This window comes from Cupriavidus sp. FW216-B1 (assembly GCF_058789195.1).
In genome coordinates, this window is the sequence record NZ_JBYTEL010000007.1 from 70114 (window position 1) to 87351 (window position 17238).

General features: G+C 70.7%; 16 protein-coding genes. 10 read left to right on the forward strand and 6 right to left on the reverse strand.

Going from position 1 to position 17238, the window contains the following annotated elements; all coding sequences use genetic code 11:
* Window positions 1–25 precede the first annotated feature (25 nt).
* Together AC3WXD_RS16850 and AC3WXD_RS16855 are read right to left on the reverse strand one after the other, a co-directional pair.
* Window positions 26–1579 (reverse strand): 3,4-dehydroadipyl-CoA semialdehyde dehydrogenase, encoded by a 1554-nt coding sequence (locus AC3WXD_RS16850; RefSeq protein WP_492324227.1) that lies wholly within the window; start codon window positions 1577–1579, stop codon window positions 26–28.
* Window positions 1580–1615: 36 nt separating this feature from the next.
* Entirely contained in the window at window positions 1616–2095 is a 480-nt protein-coding gene (locus AC3WXD_RS16855; RefSeq protein ID WP_492324228.1) for a DUF4863 family protein, read from the reverse strand.
* Between the two features lie 88 nt (window positions 2096–2183).
* On the opposite strand from AC3WXD_RS16855, the gene AC3WXD_RS16860 reads away from it, so the two are divergent.
* The 6 genes from AC3WXD_RS16860 (at window position 2184) to AC3WXD_RS16885 (ending at window position 9597) form a co-directional block, all read left to right on the forward strand.
* A complete protein-coding gene (locus AC3WXD_RS16860; protein ID WP_492324229.1) occupies window positions 2184–3218 on the forward strand; it encodes a helix-turn-helix transcriptional regulator in 1035 nt (344 codons plus the stop codon).
* A gap of 138 nt (window positions 3219–3356) precedes the next feature.
* On the forward strand, window positions 3357–5015 hold the full coding sequence (gene boxC / locus AC3WXD_RS16865) for a 2,3-epoxybenzoyl-CoA dihydrolase (protein ID WP_492324230.1): 1659 nt from the start codon (window positions 3357–3359) through the stop codon (window positions 5013–5015).
* A 107-nt stretch (window positions 5016–5122) separates the two neighbouring features.
* Entirely contained in the window at window positions 5123–6550 is a 1428-nt protein-coding gene (boxB, locus tag AC3WXD_RS16870) for a benzoyl-CoA 2,3-epoxidase subunit BoxB (protein ID WP_020201772.1), read from the forward strand.
* A 108-nt stretch (window positions 6551–6658) separates the two neighbouring features.
* Window positions 6659–7945, forward strand: coding sequence for a benzoyl-CoA 2,3-epoxidase subunit BoxA (gene boxA, locus AC3WXD_RS16875; protein ID WP_059412346.1), 1287 nt, complete (start codon window positions 6659–6661; stop codon window positions 7943–7945).
* 402 nt (window positions 7946–8347) lie between these two features.
* Window positions 8348–8725 carry a YcgJ family protein gene (locus AC3WXD_RS16880; RefSeq protein WP_059412347.1) on the forward strand — a complete coding sequence of 126 codons (378 nt, stop codon included), beginning with the start codon at window positions 8348–8350 and terminating at the stop codon, window positions 8723–8725.
* 95 nt (window positions 8726–8820) lie between these two features.
* Window positions 8821–9597, forward strand: a complete 777-nt coding sequence (locus AC3WXD_RS16885) for a bestrophin-like domain (protein ID WP_492324231.1) — start codon at window positions 8821–8823, stop codon at window positions 9595–9597.
* A 38-nt stretch (window positions 9598–9635) separates the two neighbouring features.
* On the opposite strand, the gene AC3WXD_RS16890 is transcribed toward AC3WXD_RS16885, so the two are convergent.
* Both AC3WXD_RS16890 and AC3WXD_RS16895 read right to left on the reverse strand, forming a co-directional pair.
* Window positions 9636–10082: a hypothetical protein gene (locus AC3WXD_RS16890; RefSeq protein WP_020201776.1), complete on the reverse strand. Its 447-nt coding sequence runs from the start codon at window positions 10080–10082 to the stop codon at window positions 9636–9638.
* A 261-nt stretch (window positions 10083–10343) separates the two neighbouring features.
* Window positions 10344–11159 carry an IclR family transcriptional regulator gene (locus tag AC3WXD_RS16895; RefSeq protein WP_020201777.1) on the reverse strand — a complete coding sequence of 272 codons (816 nt, stop codon included), beginning with the start codon at window positions 11157–11159 and terminating at the stop codon, window positions 10344–10346.
* 100 nt (window positions 11160–11259) lie between these two features.
* On the opposite strand from AC3WXD_RS16895, the gene AC3WXD_RS16900 reads away from it, so the two are divergent.
* From AC3WXD_RS16900 to AC3WXD_RS16915, 4 genes are read left to right on the forward strand one after another with little or no spacing between them, the layout of a single operon-like run.
* The gene (locus AC3WXD_RS16900) at window positions 11260–12249 is read left to right on the forward strand and encodes a tripartite tricarboxylate transporter substrate binding protein (protein ID WP_059412350.1); all 990 of its coding nucleotides are present in this window, start codon (window positions 11260–11262) and stop codon (window positions 12247–12249) included.
* A gap of 14 nt (window positions 12250–12263) precedes the next feature.
* On the forward strand, window positions 12264–13778 hold the full coding sequence (locus AC3WXD_RS16905; protein ID WP_020201779.1) for a class I adenylate-forming enzyme family protein: 1515 nt from the start codon (window positions 12264–12266) through the stop codon (window positions 13776–13778).
* Between the two features lie 58 nt (window positions 13779–13836).
* Complete coding sequence (locus AC3WXD_RS16910) at window positions 13837–14640, forward strand: citryl-CoA lyase (RefSeq protein ID WP_492324232.1); 804 nt, start codon at window positions 13837–13839, stop codon at window positions 14638–14640.
* Window positions 14637–15476 (forward strand): SDR family NAD(P)-dependent oxidoreductase, encoded by an 840-nt coding sequence (locus tag AC3WXD_RS16915; protein ID WP_492324233.1) that lies wholly within the window; start codon window positions 14637–14639, stop codon window positions 15474–15476. Before AC3WXD_RS16910 ends, AC3WXD_RS16915 begins: the two co-directional genes overlap by 4 nt.
* 30 nt (window positions 15477–15506) lie before the next feature.
* On the opposite strand, the gene AC3WXD_RS16920 is transcribed toward AC3WXD_RS16915, so the two are convergent.
* Both AC3WXD_RS16920 and AC3WXD_RS16925 read right to left on the reverse strand, forming a co-directional pair.
* A complete protein-coding gene (locus AC3WXD_RS16920) occupies window positions 15507–16301 on the reverse strand; it encodes an HpcH/HpaI aldolase family protein (RefSeq protein WP_492324234.1) in 795 nt (264 codons plus the stop codon).
* 237 nt (window positions 16302–16538) lie between these two features.
* Window positions 16539–17234 carry a fumarylacetoacetate hydrolase family protein gene (locus tag AC3WXD_RS16925; protein WP_020201783.1) on the reverse strand — a complete coding sequence of 232 codons (696 nt, stop codon included), beginning with the start codon at window positions 17232–17234 and terminating at the stop codon, window positions 16539–16541.
* Window positions 17235–17238 lie beyond the last annotated feature (4 nt).

Genomic DNA, 17238 nt, shown 5'->3' on the forward strand with positions numbered 1-17238 from the left:
GTGGGTGGCGGGTCGTGCGCCCGGCCTACAGTTGCGCCAGCACGCCGGTGCCGGCCTGCACGGCGCTGCGCCGGTGATAGAAGTTCAGCGCGCGCGGCCCGCCCAGTTCCTCGCCGCCGCCGGCGCGGCCCGGGCCGCCGTGCAGCGACTGCGGCATGACGTTGCCGTGGCCGGTGTGCGACTGGCCCACCTCGGGCGAGACCACGTGGACGCGGCCGTGGCTGTCGGCCAGCGCGACGGCGGCGGCGGCCAGCGCGGCGGCGTCGCTGCCGTACAGCGAGGCCACCAGCGAGCCTTGCCCGCGCCGCACCAGCGCCAGCGCATGGGCGACGTCGCGGTAGGGCACCAGCGTGGCCACCGGGCCGAACACCTCGGTGTCGTGCACGCGGTCGGCGCCGTCGGCGCCATCGGCATCGCGCACGCCCAGCAGCGTGGGGCCGACGCAGCAGGCCACGGCCGGGTCGGCGTCGACCAGCGCGTGCGTGGCGCCGTCGTGCAGCACTTCGGCCTGTTCGCGCAGGTAAGCCAGCCCCTCGCGCACCGCGTCCAGCTGCGCGCGGCTGACCAGCGCGCCCATGCGCACCGCGTCGTGGCGCGGGTTGCCCACGGTGGTCTTGCGCAGGCGCGCGCCGATGGCCTCGGCGGCGGCGCCGTACAGCGCCGCGGGCACGAAGATGCGGCGGATGGCGGTGCATTTCTGCCCGGACTTGACCGTCATCTCGCGCGCGGCCTCACGCACCAGCAGGTCGAACGCCTCGCCGCCGGCGGCTTCGCCCGGCAGCAGCAGCGCCGAGTTGACGCTGTCGGCCTCGATGTTGACGCGCACCGAGCGCCGCGTGACCGCCGCATGCGAGCGGATCAGCGCGGCGGTGTCGGCCGAGCCGGTGAAGGACACCACGTCGAACGGCTGCAACTGGTCGAGCAGGCCGGCCGCGCTGCCGCACACCACGGACAGCGCGCCGGGCGGCAGGATGCCGGCCTCGATCACGTCGCGCACCATGCGCTGCGTCAGCCATGCCGTGGCCGTGGCGGGCTTGACGATGACCGGCACGCCCGAGAGCAGCGCGGGCGCGGCTTTCTCCCACAGCCCCCAGGCGGGGAAGTTGAAGGCGTTGATCAGCAGCGCCACGCCGCGCGTGGGCGCGAGCACGTGCTGCGACTGGAACAGCGGCTCCTTGCCCAGGCGCGCGGCCTCGCCGTCCAGCAGGAAGCGGCGCGCGCCGAGCCCGTCGCCGAGCTTCGCGTAGGTGCCGAGCGTGAAGATGCCGCCGTCGATGTCCACCGCCGAATCGTTGCGCACCGTGCCGCTGTTGGCGGTGGCGATGTCGTAATAGGCGTCGCGGTTGGCCTGCAGCACCCTGGAGACGGCGCCGAGCAGGGCGGCGCGCTCGCGGTAGTCGAGCGCGCGCAGGGCCGCGCCGCCCTGTTCGCGGGCGAAGGCGAAGCCGGCGGCGAGGTCGAGCCCGGCGGCGTCCACGCGCACCAGTTCGTGGCCCAGCACGGGGTCGCGCAGCGCCGTGCCGGCGCCGGTTCCGGCCTGCCAGCGGCCGCCGAGATGGTTGGAAAGCAGTTCGGTCATGATGCGGGTTGCCTGTGGTGTGAATCTAGTGCGAATTCACCGCGTGAATTCGATGCGCCCGGCGGGCAGCAGGTAGAGCACCAGCGCGCGGCCCTGCGTGACGGTGGGCCGGTGCGCGCTGCCCGGCGGGCAGACCAGCCAGCCGGCCGGGCGGCCGTCGAAGCGCGCGTCGCCTTCGAGCGGCATGATCAGGTCGATCTCGCCTTCGGGATGCACGTGGTGCGGCCCGGCGATGTCGCGCATGTCCACCACGTCGACCGAGAAGCCGTGCAGTTCGTCGTCCGGCCTGAAGATGCGGCCGTAGCGGATGCCGCCGCCTTCGCGGTCGCACAGCCAGCCCTCGGCCACGCCGGTCTCGCAGGCGGCTTTCAGTTCGCGGTAGGTGGGGCTGCCGGCGCCGTGTTCGGTGTTGAGCCAGGCGTCGAGGGCGGCATCGAGCGGGCGGCCGGCGATCTCGGCCGTCAGCCGCGCGATCCGTGCGCGGAATGCCTGCGCATGAAATTCGGTTGGGGACATATGGGGGCTCCATTAGACTTAGCCGGGTTGCATACCCACGCTTCATGCATTATTGTGCATGTGTGAAACATAGAGCCGACGAGAAATCATGTCAAGCAATATATTGCATGCGACCGGGTTAACTCCGATCGAGCAGCCGATCGAGCAAGAGGCCGCGCTGGACGAGGGCGAGGCCGGCGCAGCACAACCGGATGCGCAACCGGCCGCACAGCCCGCCGCCGGTCAGGACGCCGCTTCCGCGGCCGCCAGCGCCGGCGAGCGGAACACGCTGCTGGCCGGCCTGGGCGAGCGCGTGCGCGAGCTGCGCGCGCGCCGCGGCCTGACCCGCAAGGCCACCGCGCTGGCCGCCGGGGTGTCGGAGCGGCACCTCGCCAACCTCGAATACGGCAGCGGCAACGCCTCCATCCTCGTGCTGCAGCACGTCGCCGGCGCGCTGCAATGCTCGCTGGCGGAACTGCTGGGCGACGTCTCCACCTCGTCGCCGGAATGGCTGCTGATCCGCGAGCTGCTGGAGCACCGCGACGAAGCCACGCTGCGGCGCGTGCGCATCGCCATCGGCGAGATGCTGGGCACCGGCGGCGGCAACACCGCGCGCAGCCCGCGCGTGGCGCTGATCGGCCTGCGCGGCGCCGGCAAGTCCACGCTGGGCGCGATGCTGGCCGAGGACCTCGGTTTTCCGTTCGTGGAGCTGAGCCGCGAAATCGAGCAGTTCGCCGGCTGCAGCATCTCCGAGATCCAGGGCCTGTACGGCATGAACGCCTACCGCCGCTACGAGCGGCGCGCGCTGGAAGAGGCGATCCAGATCTATCCCGAGGCGGTGATCGCCACGCCGGGCGGGCTGGTGTCCGACCCGGCCACCTTCAACCTGCTGCTGGCCCACTGCACCACGGTGTGGCTGCAGGCCGACCCGGAAGACCACATGAGCCGCGTGCGCGCCCAGGGCGACCTGCGGCCGATGGCCGCCAGCAAGGAGGCGATGGAAGACCTGCGCCACATCCTGGCCGGCCGCGCGGCGTTTTATTCCAAGGCGGAGTTCAGCGTGGACACCAGCGCCGAGCCGCTGGAGGAGACGTTCCAGGCGCTGCGGGACGTGGTGCGGCGGGCCTTGCGGTTGCCGCTCTAGCGGCGGAGGGGCGTTTCAGGCGCTTCGGCAGAAAAGATGCACAATAGTGCTTGACGTTGGTTTTGGTGGGAACTATATTGCGTTCCACCAGATTCCCGATCACTGCACTATCGTGCTTCGCTGCCGAGGAGACACCGCATGACTACCGCCCCCCGCGTCGATTACCAGACCGACCCGTCCCGATACAAGCACCTGAAGCTGACGTTCGACGGTCCCGTTGCCACGCTGGCGGTGGACATCGACGAGAACGCCGGCCTGCGCCCCGGCTACAAGCTCAAGCTCAACAGCTACGACCTCGGCGTCGACATCGAACTCAACGACGCGGTCAACCGCATCCGCTTCGAGCATCCCGAGGTGCGCACCGTGGTGGTCACCAGCGGCAAGGACCGCGTGTTCTGCTCGGGCGCCAACATCTTCATGCTGGGCGTGAGCAGCCACGCCTGGAAGGTGAATTTCTGCAAGTTCACCAACGAGACTCGCAACGGCCTGGAAGACTCGTCGCGGCACAGCGGCCTGAAATTCCTCGCCGCGGTCAACGGCGCCTGCGCCGGCGGCGGCTACGAGCTGGCGCTGGCCTGCGACGAGATCATCCTGGTCGACGACCGCGCCTCCGCCGTGAGCCTGCCGGAGGTGCCGCTGCTGGGCGTGCTGCCGGGCACCGGCGGCCTGACCCGCGTGACCGACAAGCGCCACGTGCGCCATGATCTCGCCGACATCTTCTGCACCACCACCGAAGGCGTGCGCGGCCAGCGCGCCAGGGACTGGCGCCTCGTCGACGACATCGCCAAGCCCGCCGTGTTCGCGCAGAAAGTGCGCGAGCGCGCGCTGGCGCTGGCCGCGCGGAGCGACCGCCCGGCCGACGGCCGCGGCGTGGCGCTGACCCCGCTTCGGCGCGGCGTGGACGCCGATGCGCTGCGCTACGAGCACGTGAGCGTGGAGATCGACCGCGCCGCGCGCCGCGCCACCTTCATCGTCAGGGCGCCGTCGGCCACGCAGCCGCGGACGCTCGGCGCCATCGCCGAGGCGGGCGCCGCGTGGTATCCGCTGCAGCTGGCGCGCGAGCTGGACGACTCCATCCTGTCGATGCGCACCAACGAGCTCGACATCGGCACCTGGCTGATCAAGACCGAGGGCGAGGCCGCCGACGTGCTGGCGATGGACGCCACGCTGCTCGCGCACAAGGACCACTGGCTGGTGCGCGAGACCATCGGCCTGCTGCGCCGCACGCTGGCGCGCCTGGACGTGTCGTCGCGCAGCCTGTTCGCGCTGATCGAGCCAGGCTCGTGCTTCGCCGGCACCTTCCTCGAACTGACGCTGGCCTGCGACCGCAGCTACCACCTCGCGCTGCCCGACGACGAGGCGCGCGCGCCGAAGATCACCGTGGCCGAGGCCAACTTCGGCCTCTACCCGATGGTGACGGGGCAAAGCCGCCTGGGCCGCCGCTTCTACGACGAGCAGCCCGCGCTCGAAGCGGTGCGCGCCCGCGCCGGCCAGCCGCTCGACGCCGACGCGGCCCACGCGCTCGGCCTCGTCACCGCCAACCCCGACGACATCGACTGGACCGACGAAGTGCGCATCGCGCTGGAGGAGCGCGCCGCCATGTCGCCCGACGCGCTCACCGGCATGGAAGCCAACCTGCGCTTCAACGGCCCCGAGAACATGTTCACCCGCATCTTCGGCCGGCTCACCGCCTGGCAGAACTGGATCTTCCAGCGCCCCAACGCCGTGGGCGAGAAGGGCGCGCTCAAGGTCTACGGCAAGGGTGACAAGGCCGCGTTCGACTGGAACCGCGTCTAGACCGCACGCCCCCGGCGGCGCGGCGCGTTTCCCGGTGGGGGCGCCGCGGCCGGCACCGATCCTTCTCCACCCAAGCCAACGCAGCACAGCCAGCCACGGAGACAATGATGTCCGGCATCAACTACAGCGAAAAGATCCCCAACAACGTCAACCTCAGCGAAGACCGCACGCTGCAGCGCGCGCTCGAGCAATGGCAGCCCAACTACCTGAGCTGGTGGAACGACATGGGCCCGGACGGCTCGCAGAATTTCGACATCTACCTGCGCACCGCCATCAGCGTGGACCCGCAGGGCTGGGCCCACTTCGGCCACGTGAAGATGCCGGACTACCGCTGGGGCATCTTCCTCAACCCGGCCGAGGCCAACCGCAAGATCCACTTCGGCGACCACAAGGGCGAGGACGCCTGGCAGGACGTGCCCGGCGAATACCGCGCCAACCTGCGCCGCATCATCGTCACCCAGGGCGACACCGAGCCGGCCTCGGTCGAGCAGCAGCGCCACCTCGGCCTGACCGCGCCGAGCATGTACGACCTGCGCAACCTGTTCCAGGTCAACGTGGAAGAAGGCCGCCACCTGTGGGCGATGGTCTACCTGCTGCACAAGTACTTCGGCCGCGACGGCCGCGAGGAAGGCGAGGCGCTGCTGGAGCGCCGCAGCGGCCAGCAGGACAATCCGCGCATCCTGCAGGCGTTCAACGAGCAGACCCCGGACTGGCTGTCGTTCTTCATGTTCACCTACTTCACCGACCGCGACGGCAAGTTCCAGCTGTGCGCGCTGGCCGAATCGAGCTTCGACCCGCTCGCGCGCACCACCAGGTTCATGCTGACCGAGGAAGCGCACCACATGTTCGTGGGCGAGAGCGGCGTGTCGCGCGTGATCCAGCGCACCTGCCAGGTCATGAACGAGCTCAAGACCGACGACCCGGCCCGCCTGCGCGCGGCCGGCGTGATCGACCTGCCGACCATCCAGCGCTACCTGAACTTCCACTACAGCGTCACCATCGACCTGTTCGGCGCGGACGAGTCCAGCAACGCCGCCACCTTCTACAGCACCGGCCTCAAGGGCCGCTACGAAGAAGGCAAGCGCACCGACGACCACGTGCTCAAGGGCCAGAGCTACAAGGTGCTGCAGGCCGTGGGCGGGCAACTGGTGGAGAAGGAAGTGCCGCTGCTCAACGCGCTCAACGAAGTGCTGCGCGACGACTACATCAAGGACAGCATGGCCGGCGTGGAGCGCTGGAACAAGGTCATCGAGAAGGCCGCCATCCCGTTCCGTCTGAAGGTGCCGCACAAGGCGTTCCACCGCAACATCGGCGCGCTCTCGGGCGTGAAGATCTCGCCGGACGGCCGCGTGGTCTCCGAGGCCGAATGGCGCGACAACGTGGACCAGTGGCTGCCCAGCGACGGCGACCGCGCCTTCGTGTCCAGCCTGATGGGCCGCGTGGTCGAGCCCGGCAAGTTCGCCAACTGGATCGCGCCGCCGGTGATGGGCATCAACCGCCAGCCGGTGGATTTCGAGTACGTGCGCTTCAACTGAGCGCCGCGCCCGCGCGCGGGCGCTACCTGCGGCAGGGACCCCCGCGCCTGCCGCCGCAAGCCAATGGGAAGCCCCCGGCCACAGGGGGCACGCTACCCGGAGATCGCCTTGGACATGTCCGACATCCAGGTCGTCAGGCAGCACCTGATCGACCCCGAGATCTGCATCCGCTGCAACACCTGCGAAGCCACCTGCCCGGTGGCGGCCATCACGCACGACGCGCGCAACTACGTGGTGGATGCCGACAAATGCAACGCCTGCATGGCCTGCATCTCGCCGTGCCCGACCGGCTCGATCGACAACTGGCGCACCATGCCGCGCGCGCGCGCCTACGGCATCGGCGAGCAGCTCGGCTGGGACGAGCTGCCGGCCGAGCTCACGCCCGAGCAGCTGGCCGCCGCCGGCGTGGCGGCCGGCGCCGAGCCGCCGCCGCCGGCCGCCGTCTCGCTGCCCGCCGCCGCCAGCGGCGAGGCAGCGTTCAACAGCGCGCAGTACGGCGCCACCGTGCCGCCGTGGTCGGCCGCGCATGCCTACACCAACCTGTACGGCGCCAAGGCCGCCAGGACCATCGCCGCCACCGTGACCGGCAACGTGCGCGTGACCGAGGTCGGGCGCGAGGCCGGGCACGACTACGACACGCACCACATCGTGCTGGATTTCGGCGCCTTGCCGTTCCCGGTGCTCGAAGGCCAGTCGATCGGCATCGTGCCGCCCGGCGTGGACGCCGCCGGCCGCGCGCACCACGCGCGCCAGTATTCGGTGGCCAGCGCGCGCAACGGCGAGCGGCCCGGCTACAACAACCTCTCGCTGACCATCAAGCGCGTGCTGGAAGACCACCAGGGCAATCCCGTGCGCGGCGTGGCGTCCAACTACATGTGCGACCTGCAGGTGGGCGACAAGGTGGAGGTGATCGGCCCGTTCGGCAGCAGCTTCCTGATGCCCAACCACCCGCGCTCCAACATCGTCATGATCTGCACCGGCACCGGCAGCGCGCCCATGCGCGCGATGACCGAATGGCGCCGCCGGCTGCGCAAGTCGGGCAAGTTCGAGGGCGGCAAGCTGATGCTGTTCTTCGGCGCGCGCACCAGGGAGGAACTGCCTTACTTCGGCCCGCTGCAGAACCTGCCCAGGGATTTCATCGACATCAACATGGTGTTCTCGCGCACGCCGGGCCAGCCCAGGCGCTACGTGCAGGACGCCATGCGCGAGCGCGCCGCCGACCTCGCGGCGCTGCTGGCCGACCCCGACACGTATTTCTACGTGTGCGGCCTCAAGAGCATGGAGGAGGGCGTGGTGCTGGCGCTGCGCGACGTGGCGCAGCAGGCCGGGCTGTCGTGGGAGACGCTGGGCGCCGACCTCAGGCGCGAGGGGCGGCTGCACCTGGAAACGTATTGAGCGGCGGGGGGGGGGGGGAGGGGCGGGCCGGCGCCGGCCCGGAGCCCTCCGCGATGGCGTTCCGCCCGAACGCCATCGAATGCACATCATCGAATTCCACATGCCCGCGGCTTGCCGTTCGCGCAACCGCCGCCGGCCCGTCATGCCGCTTCCTGCGGCGGATCTTTCCAGCCAATCCCCGCGCGCGGGACGTGCGGGCTGCCGTTCAATGCGGCATGCCCGGCGCCGGACAAATGCGCGTGACTGGTCTTGCCGGCCACGGAGACGTCACGTTGCCGTTGGCTGATGGCATACTACATCGGCGAATTTCCGCGAGAAGCGCGTCAAGGCTGGTTCCGGTCTTGCCCGGGGAGATCCTCGCGGCGGCGATCGCATTGGGAGACAAGAGATGCCGAGGGAGTCATGATCAGATGTTTCGTCCGCTTCGTCCGCTTCGTCCGTTTCCTCCCGCTGTTGCTTGCGGCCGTGCTTGCCGCGCCTGCCTGGGCGGCAAAGCCGGGGAAGGTGTTCTCGCCCGGAGCGGGGGTCCTGTGCGACCGCTACGTGTGCGCGGGCGCAGGCGGAATATCCTACGCGCTGACGCAGAGATACCTTGGCAGGAAGGCGGTGGAAAGATTGCGCTCCCAGGGAGAATTCGACCTGACGGCATTCACGTTCGAATCGGGTCTGTTTTGCGATGCCAATCAGCGCGTGTGCCGGTTCGGCCGATATTTCGACAAGAACGGCGTTCGGGATGGCGTGGTCTCGCCCAAGTACACGCGCCTGCTGTTCGGGCAATGACGCGGCGGCGCGTCGGGAAGCAAGACATCAGGAATTAAGCATCGAGCGTCGCCCCGCGGCGTTGTGATCGAATCCGGCCCCTGGAAAACATTGCCATGCTGCACCAGTTCTACCACGTCGTGCCTTATTCATGGCCGCTGCTCCTGCAGTACCTTGCCCTGTTGTCGATCGTGAGCGCGTGCGGCGCGGTTGGCGCCAGGTATGTGCGGAACGCCGAATCGGGGGCCACCGACGATATCAGGGTGGTCCTGAGCGCCACGCTGACGCTGCTGGCGCTGGTCGTGGGGTTCGCCTTCTCGCTTGCCATCGGCGGATACAACGCGCGCCAGGCCAACGAGGCAATGGAGGCCAACAGGATCGAGTCCGCCTTTTTCAAGGCGGAACTGTTGCCGGGCGAGGATGCCGGCAAAGTGCGCGGCTTGCTCCGGCAGTATCTGGATGCGCGGCTGCGTTTTTACCAGACCGGCCACGGCAGGCAGACGGATGAGCTGGCCGGCAATGCGAATCTGCTCAGGTCGCAGATGTGGGCGATCGTGGCGCGGAACGCCGGAAGGCAGCCGAATCCGGTCGCCGTGCTGCCGGTGTCCGCAATGAGCGACTTGCTCGGTTCGTATGAGAATTCGACGGCCAGCTGGCGAAGCCAGATACCACCCGCGGCCTGGGGCCTGATCACCGCGCTGGCCGCCTTCTGCAGCGCGCTCATCGGCTACAGCGCCGGCGTTCGCAATCACCGCGGGCTCCTCGTGGTGTTTCCCGCGGTCATCTCGATTTCGCTCGCCCTCATCGCCGACATCGACGTGCCGGGCCGGGGACTGATTCACGTCAGCCCGGACAATCTGGCTCGGGTCGCAAGACTCATCGCCGGCGCTTAGGGTCCGCTCAGGGGCCGGCCCGGCCGCGCGATCCCCGGTTACTTGGCCGCCTTGTCGTGCTCGGCGAGGCCGACGGCCTTGTAGTCGTAGGTCGGGTAGAACTCGGTGCGGTACGCGCCCCAGGCGGTGTCTTCCAGCACGCGGTTGACCTCGCGGATGCGCGTGGCGGGCAGGCGCAGCGTGATGACCTGGCCGATCCCCATCGCGACGTACCAGCTCACCACCTCGACGCCCGCTGGCGGAAACGCCTTGTAGAAGCCCTGCTTGGCCAGTTGCGCATTCAGCTCGCTGAGCGGGCGCGACTGGTCGTGCCGCAGGAACACGGTGAGCAGCACCGCGTTGTCGGGCGTCGCGGTGGCCGTTCCCGCGGGCGGCGCGTTGACGGTCTGCGCGCCGGCGCTGCCGCTGTACAGGCAGGCGGCATTCAGGGCCGCGGCGGTGCCGAGGATGGTTGCGGCGAAACGAAGCTTGCTGGTGATGCTCATGGGGGCCTCTTGAGTGTGGCCGGGCCGGTGCCCGGTCTGAGCCTGGGGGGTTGCCTCATCCTGGTGGATGACGGGTCTGCCACGTCACGGTGGCCCGGGTAGGCTACTCGCGCCACCTGGCGTTGTCCAGCCAACAGGCATGCCGGCGCGCGCGTTCCGCGCGTCCCGTCCCGCGGCTACTGAACTGCCGGCGCCGATGCGCCGGCGGTCATCAGTCTGTCGCCCGCCGGTGCGACTTCGCGGGTCGCGCGCCGCGTCCCCTCACAACCCCTTCGGCAACAGCGCCGCCAGCGATTCGCGCATCGCGCGCGCGATCAGTTGCTGCCGCTCGCGCGGCATGCGCGCCAGCGTGGAGGCCACGCTGATGCCCGCGACCGGCTCGCCGTCCGGCGCGTGCACCGCCATGCCGACCGCCAGCACGCCGCTGGTGGCATGGTTGCCGATCACCGACCAGCCGCGCTCGCGCGTGGAGCGCACCAGGATCTTCATGCGCTCGGGCGTCATGCCGCCGTAGCGGCCCAGCGCCGGCGCGTTGGCGGCGATGCAGCGCTCGATCTCTTCGTCGGGCAGCGCGGCCAGCAGCGCCAGCCCCGCGGCGCCCACGCCGAGCGGCTGGCGCGTGCCGATCTGGATCACGAGGATCTGCACCGGGTGCGTGCCCACGTGGCGCGCGATGCAGTGCGAGATCGGCCCCTCGCGCACGATGGCGAAGGCCGCGTCGCCGCAGGCGGCGCTCACGCGCGCCAGCACCGGCTGCAGGCGCGCGGCGAAGCCGGGCGTGGCGCGCGGCTGCGCCAGCGCTGCCGCACGCGGTCCCGCCACGTAGCGGAAACGCCCGCGCTGCGCCACGTAGCCGCTCTCGATCAGGGTCGCCAGCAGGCGGTAGACGGTGGCGCGCTCGAGCGCCGCGATGCGGCACAGGTCCACCACGCGCAGGCCGTCGCGGCCGCTGTCGAGCACCGCGTCGAGCAGTTGCAGGCCGCGCCGCAAGGTGCGCGCGCCACAGTCTTCGGCCGCCTCGGCGGCGGAGTGAACGTCCGGCTGGCGGACGTTTCGGCTGGCAGTGCGGGCAGGCATGGGGAAGAATTTCTCGGTCGACGGAGCCACCCCGCAGTATGCCGCAGCGCGGTCAGAAGGGGGCCCGAGACGGCATCGCACCGCCAAAACAGGAGACAACATGACTTCGCACAACGCACTGCGCCGGCGCTTGCTGGCATTCGCCGCGGCGCTCGCCTGCGGCGCCGCGCCGGCCCTGCGGGCCCAGCCCGCCGCGTGGCCGACCAAGCCGGTCCGGCTGGTGGTCGGCTATTCCGCCGGCGGCGCCACCGACGTGATCGCCCGCCTCGTCGCGGTCAAGCTCGGCGAGCAGCTCGGCCAGTCGGTGGTGGTGGACAACCGCGCCGGCGCCAACAGCAACGTGGGCGCCGAACTGGTGGCCAAGTCGCCGCCGGACGGCTACACGCTCTACGTCTACACCATCGCCAACACCATCAACGCCTCGCTGTACGACAAGCTCGGCTACGACCCGCAGAAGGACTTCGAGCCGGTCGGCCTGATCGCGCGGATTCCCAACATCCTGGTGGTCAACCCCAAGCTGCCGGTGAAGACGCTGGCCGACTACATGCGCCTGGCCAGGAGCGCGCCGGAGGGCGTGACGTTCGCCTCGTCGGGCAGCGGCTCGTCCATCCACCTGTCGGGCGAGATGTTCAAGATGCAGGCCAGGCTCAACATGCTGCACGTGCCCTACCGCGGCAGCGCGCCGGCCGTGACCGACCTGCTGGGCGGGCAGGTGCAGTCGATGTTCGACAACACGCCGTCGTCGCTGCCGCACGTGAAGGCCGGCCGGCTGCGCGCCATCGCCATCACCAGCGCGCAGCGCTCGCCGCTGCTGCCCGACGTGCCGACCGTGGCGGAGTCTGGTTTTCCCGGCTTCGACGTGCAGTCGTGGTTCGCGCTCGCCGCGCCGGCGGGCACGCCGCAGCCGGTGGTCGAGCGGCTCAACGCCGCGCTGGGCAAGGTGCTGGCCATGCCGGACGTGCGCCAGCGCCTGCAGGACCTGGCGGCCACGCCCGAGCCCGGCACGCCGGACCAGCTGCGCAAGCTGATCGCATCCGAAACCAGACGCTGGCGCGATGTCGTCAAGCAGTCCGGCGCCAAAGCCGAATAAGGAGGATTTACCGCATGTTCCCGATCGATTTCTTCTGGCGCGCGGCCGCGCGCTGGCCCGGCAACATCGCCATCGACGCGCCCGAGGGCGCCATCCGCTACGACGCGCTGGCCGAGCGGGTCGCGGCGCTGGCCGCGGCGCTGGTGGCGCTGGACCCCGCGCCGCAGAGCCGCGTCGGCATCTGCGCGCGCAACAGCGCCGAGCACATCGTGGCGCTGCTGGCGGCGCTGGCCTGCGGCAAGGTCTGGGTGCCGCTCAATCCCAAGAGCACGCGGCCGGAGATCCGCCGCATCATCGACGCGACCGAGCCGTCCATCCTGGTGATCGATCCCGCCTGCGCCGGCCTGCTCGAAGGCGCGCCCGGCGAGCGCATCTACTGCGGCCCGCCGCCGGCCGGCGAGCGCACGCTGGCGGGGCTGGTGGCGCAGCATGCCGGCGCGGCGCGCCCGGTGTTCTCGCTGCCGCCCGAGGCCACGCAGGCGATCAAGTTCACGGGCGGCACCACCGGCGCGCCCAAGGGCGTGATGCAGACCTACCGCGCGTGGATGGCCAACATCGCCAACCAGATCCACACCTGGGGCTTCGACGAGCACGAGCGCTACATCGTGGCCGCGCCGGTCACGCACGGCACCTCCACCTACCTGCTGCCGATCCTGGCGCAGGGCGGCTGCCACGTGGTGCTGGCCGAGGCCGGCGCCGAGGCCGTGCGCACCGCCTTCCGCGAGCGCGGCGGCACGGTGTGTTTCATGCCGCCCACGCTGGTCTACATGCTGATGGCGCTGCCGGGCGCCTCGCGCGCGGACTTCCCGCACCTGCGCCGCCTGATCTACGGCGGCGCGCCGATGCCGCCCGAGAAGATCCGCGAGGTGCGCGAATTCTTCGGCCCGGTGCTGGGCACCACCTACGGCCAGACCGAGGCGCCGCAGAACCTGACCGTGATGCGCCCCGAGGATTTCGAGGACGAGCGCAACTGGGCCGCCGTGGGCCGCGCCACGTGGTTCAGCGACGTGGCCGTCATGGCGCCCGACGGCCGCCTGCTGCCCGCCGGCGAGGTGGGCGAGGTGGTGGCGCGCGGCGACCTGCTGATGAGCGGCTACTGGCGCCTGCCGGAAAAGACCGCCGAGACCCTGGTGGACGGCTGGCTGCACACCGGCGATCGCGGCCTGATCGACGCGCGCGGCTACCTGTATCTCAAGGACCGGCTCAAGGACATGGTCATCACCGGCGGCTTCAACGTCTACCCGATCGACGTCGAGAACGCGCTGGGCCAGCACCCCGCCGTGCACGAATGCACCGTGTTCGGCGTGCCCGACGAGAAATGGGGCGAGGCGGTGCAGGCGGCGGTGGAGCTGCGCCCCGGCCAGCACGCCAGCGAGGCCGAACTGATCGCCTTCGTGCGCGAGCGCCTGGGGCCGGTGCAGACGCCCAAGCGCATCCACTTCCATGCCAGCCTGCCGCGCTCGCCGGTGGGCAAGGTGCTCAAGACCGCCGTGCGCGACCGCGCGCTGGCGCCCGCCGACGTATCCTGATCGTCCGCGCCTCCGCACCTCCGCTCCTCCGCTCCTCCGCACAACAAGAGACCAAGCCATGACCAACGCCGCTTCGAACGCCGCCACGCCCGTCACCCGCCTGTGCACGCACACGCTCACCAGCCTGCATTACCGCGATGCCGACCTGGTCGAGGACCTGATGGGCAAGAAGACCTTCACCGAGGTGATGCTGATGCAGATCCTGGGCCGCGCGCCGCGCCCGGTGGACCTGCGCATCACCGATGTGGTGCTGATCGTGCTGATGGAGCACGGCCTCACGCCCAGCGCCATCGCCACGCGCCTGATCTACATGAGCGCGCCCGAGAACCTGCAGGGTGCCGTCGCCGCCGGCCTGCTGGCCGTGGGCAGCTCCTTCGTGGGCACGATGGAAAACTGCTCGCAGCTGCTCGACCGCATCGGCGCGGCCGCCGACCCGGATGCCGAGGCGATGGAGATCGCGCGGCACTACAAGTCCATCAAGGCCCACGTGCCCGGCTTCGGCCACCACCTGCACAAGCCGGTGGACCCGCGCGCCTACAAGCTGCTGGAGATGGGCCGCGCCGAGCCCGAGCTGGGCGGCGACAAGATCCGCGCGCTGGAGCGCCTGTCCGCGGCGGTCGACGCGGTGGCGGGGCGGCCCATCACCATCAACGCCACCGGCGCCGTGGCCGCGCTGCTGGGCGAACTGGGCGTGCCCACGGCGGTGATGCGCGGCTTTGCCGTGATCTCGCGCGCGGCCGGGCTGGTGGCGCATATCGTCGAGGAACAGCAGAGCCCGTCGGGCCGCTTCATCTGGGATACCGTCGAGCACGCCATTCCCTACGTGGGCGAAGGCGGGCGCGCGGCGGGAGAGGGCGCATGACGGCGGACGCGACGCGGGATGCGCGCCCGCCGGCGCTGCCGCTCGATCTGTCCGGGCGCACGGTATTCGTGGCGGGCGCCGGTTCGGCCGGGCCGGGCTGGAGCATCGGCCGCGCGTCGAGCGTGACCTACGCGCGGCTCGGCGCGCGGGTCTGCGTGGCGGACCGCGACGCGGCCTCGGCCGCGGAAACCACCGCATTGATCCGCGCCGAAGGCGGCACGGCCGAGACCTTCGTCGGCGACGTCGCCGTGGAGGACGACGTGGCGCGCCTGTTCGCCGAGGCGCGCGAGCACTTCGGCGTGGTGGACGTGCTCCATCACAACGTCGGCATCGGCAAGACCGGCGGCCCGCTGGAGACCAGCGCGGCCGACTTCGACCGCATCCACGCCGTCAACGTGCGCAGCCTGCTGCTGGCCAGCCAGCAGGTGCTGCCCGACATGGTGGCGCGCGGGCGCGGCGCCATCGTCGCGATCTCGTCGGTGGCCGGCATGCGCTACCTGGGTTATCCGCACCTGGCCTACAACGTGACCAAGGCGGCGGTGATCCAGTTCACGCGCATGCTGGCGCAGCAGTACGCGCCGCACGGCGTGCGCGCCAACACGGTGGTGCCGGGCCTGATCGACACGCCGCGCATCGCCACCACGGTGGCCGGCATGTTCTCCGCGACCAGCCTGGAGCAGGCGAAGGAAGCGCGCGCCGCGCAGGTGCCGCTGGGCCGCATGGGCAGCGCGTGGGAGGTGGCGCACGCCTGCGCGTTCCTGGCCTCGGACGCGGCCGCCTACGTCACCGGCACCGAGCTGGTGGTGGACGGCGGCATCACCGGCAAGTACGTGTAGCGCGCGCTGGCATGGTCGGCATGCCGGCGGTCAGTAGCCCTGGGCGCCGCCGCCGGCCGGCGCCTGCCCGGCGCGCATCTGCGTCACCACCTGGCGGGCGCCGGCGGCCATCAGGCGCGCGTCGGAGCCGACCGTGACGAAGCGGAAGCCCTGCCCGATGCGGCGCAGCGCCGCTTCCGGCGCGCCGTTGTGGATGCCGGCGACCACGCCGTGCGCCTGCGCGCGCGCCAGCACGTGGGCGATGGCGGCGGCCACCGGCGGATCGACGTCGTCGAAGACCGGGCGGCAGCCGAGCGCGAGCGAAAGGTCGGACGGGCCGATGTAGACCGCGTCCAGCCCCGGCACCGAGAGGATCGCGTCGAGATTGTCCAGCCCTTGCCGGGTCTCGATCATGGCGAAGGTGACGATGGTCTCGTTGGCGCGCTCGGGATAATCGGCGCCGCCGTAGAGCAGCGCGCGGATCGGCCCGAAGCTGCGCGAGCCCAGCGGCGGGTAGTGCGTGGCGGCGACGAAGCGCTCCGCGTCCTCGCGCGTGTTGATCATCGGGCAGATCACGCCGTAGGCGCCGGCGTCCAGCACCTTCATCAGGATGCCGGGCTCGTTCCACGGCACGCGCGCCACCGGCACGGTATCGGTGGTGGACACGGCGGTAAACAGCGCGAGCGCGTCGCGGTAGTCGAGCGCGCCGTGCTGGAGGTCCACGGTCAGGGAGTCCCAGCCCTGGTGCGCCATCGTCTCGGCCGCGAAGCTGCTGGGGATGGAGAGCCAGCCATTGACCACGGCCTGGCCGGCCGCCCACATCTTTCGAATCCGGTTCTCGCGCATCGGGCTTTGTCTCCTGGCAGGTCTTCGCCAGGCGACACGTGCCCCCGGCGTGTTCTCGACGGCGGATCGCGGCGATCCGCGCTGCTGCGGGGAAGTATAAGCCGGGGATAGCCGGGTTTGGGCCGGCCTCGCTCCCCTCTCCCGCTCGCGGGAGAGGGGTCGGGGGAGAGGGCCAGCGCTGGCGAATGCTGTCGGACTGGAAAAAACCGTCCGCTTGCGATGCCTGACCCCGCTGCCTCAGCGCTTGCCGACCGTGAACGCGATCTCGCCCACGCCTTCCACGCCCGCCGTCACCTTGTCGCCCTGGCGCAGTTCGCCCACGCCGGCCGGGGTGCCGGTGAAGATCAGGTCGCCGGGGGCCAGGGTCACGCTCTGCGAGACATAGGCGATCACGTCCGCGACCGGCCAGATCAGTTCGTCGAGGTTGCCGTCCTGGCGGGTCTCGCCGTTGACCGCGAGCCAGATGCGGCCCTTGGCCGGATGGCCGACGCTGGCCACCGGGTGCAGCGGACCGCTTGGGCCGGAGGCGTCGAAGCTCTTGGACCAGTCCCACGGCCGGCTCATCTTCTTGGCCACGTCCTGCAGGTCGCGGCGGGTCATGTCCACGCCCACGGCGTAGCCCCACACGAAGTCCAGCGCCTGCTCGGGCTTGATGTCGGCGCCGCCCTTGCCGATCGCCACCACCAGCTCGATCTCGTGGTGCAGGTTCCCGGTCAGCGGCGGGTAGGCCACGGTGCCTTCGGCCGGCACCACGGCGTCGGCCGGCTTGGTGAAGAAGAACGGCGGATCGCGGTCGGGGTCGTTGCCGAACTCGCGCGCGTGCGCGGCGTAGTTGCGGCCGACGCAGAACACGCGGCGGATGGGGAAGCGGGCATCGCTGCCGGCCACGGCGACGCTCGCCTGGGCGGGCGGCTGGATCACGAAATCGGTCATCTTG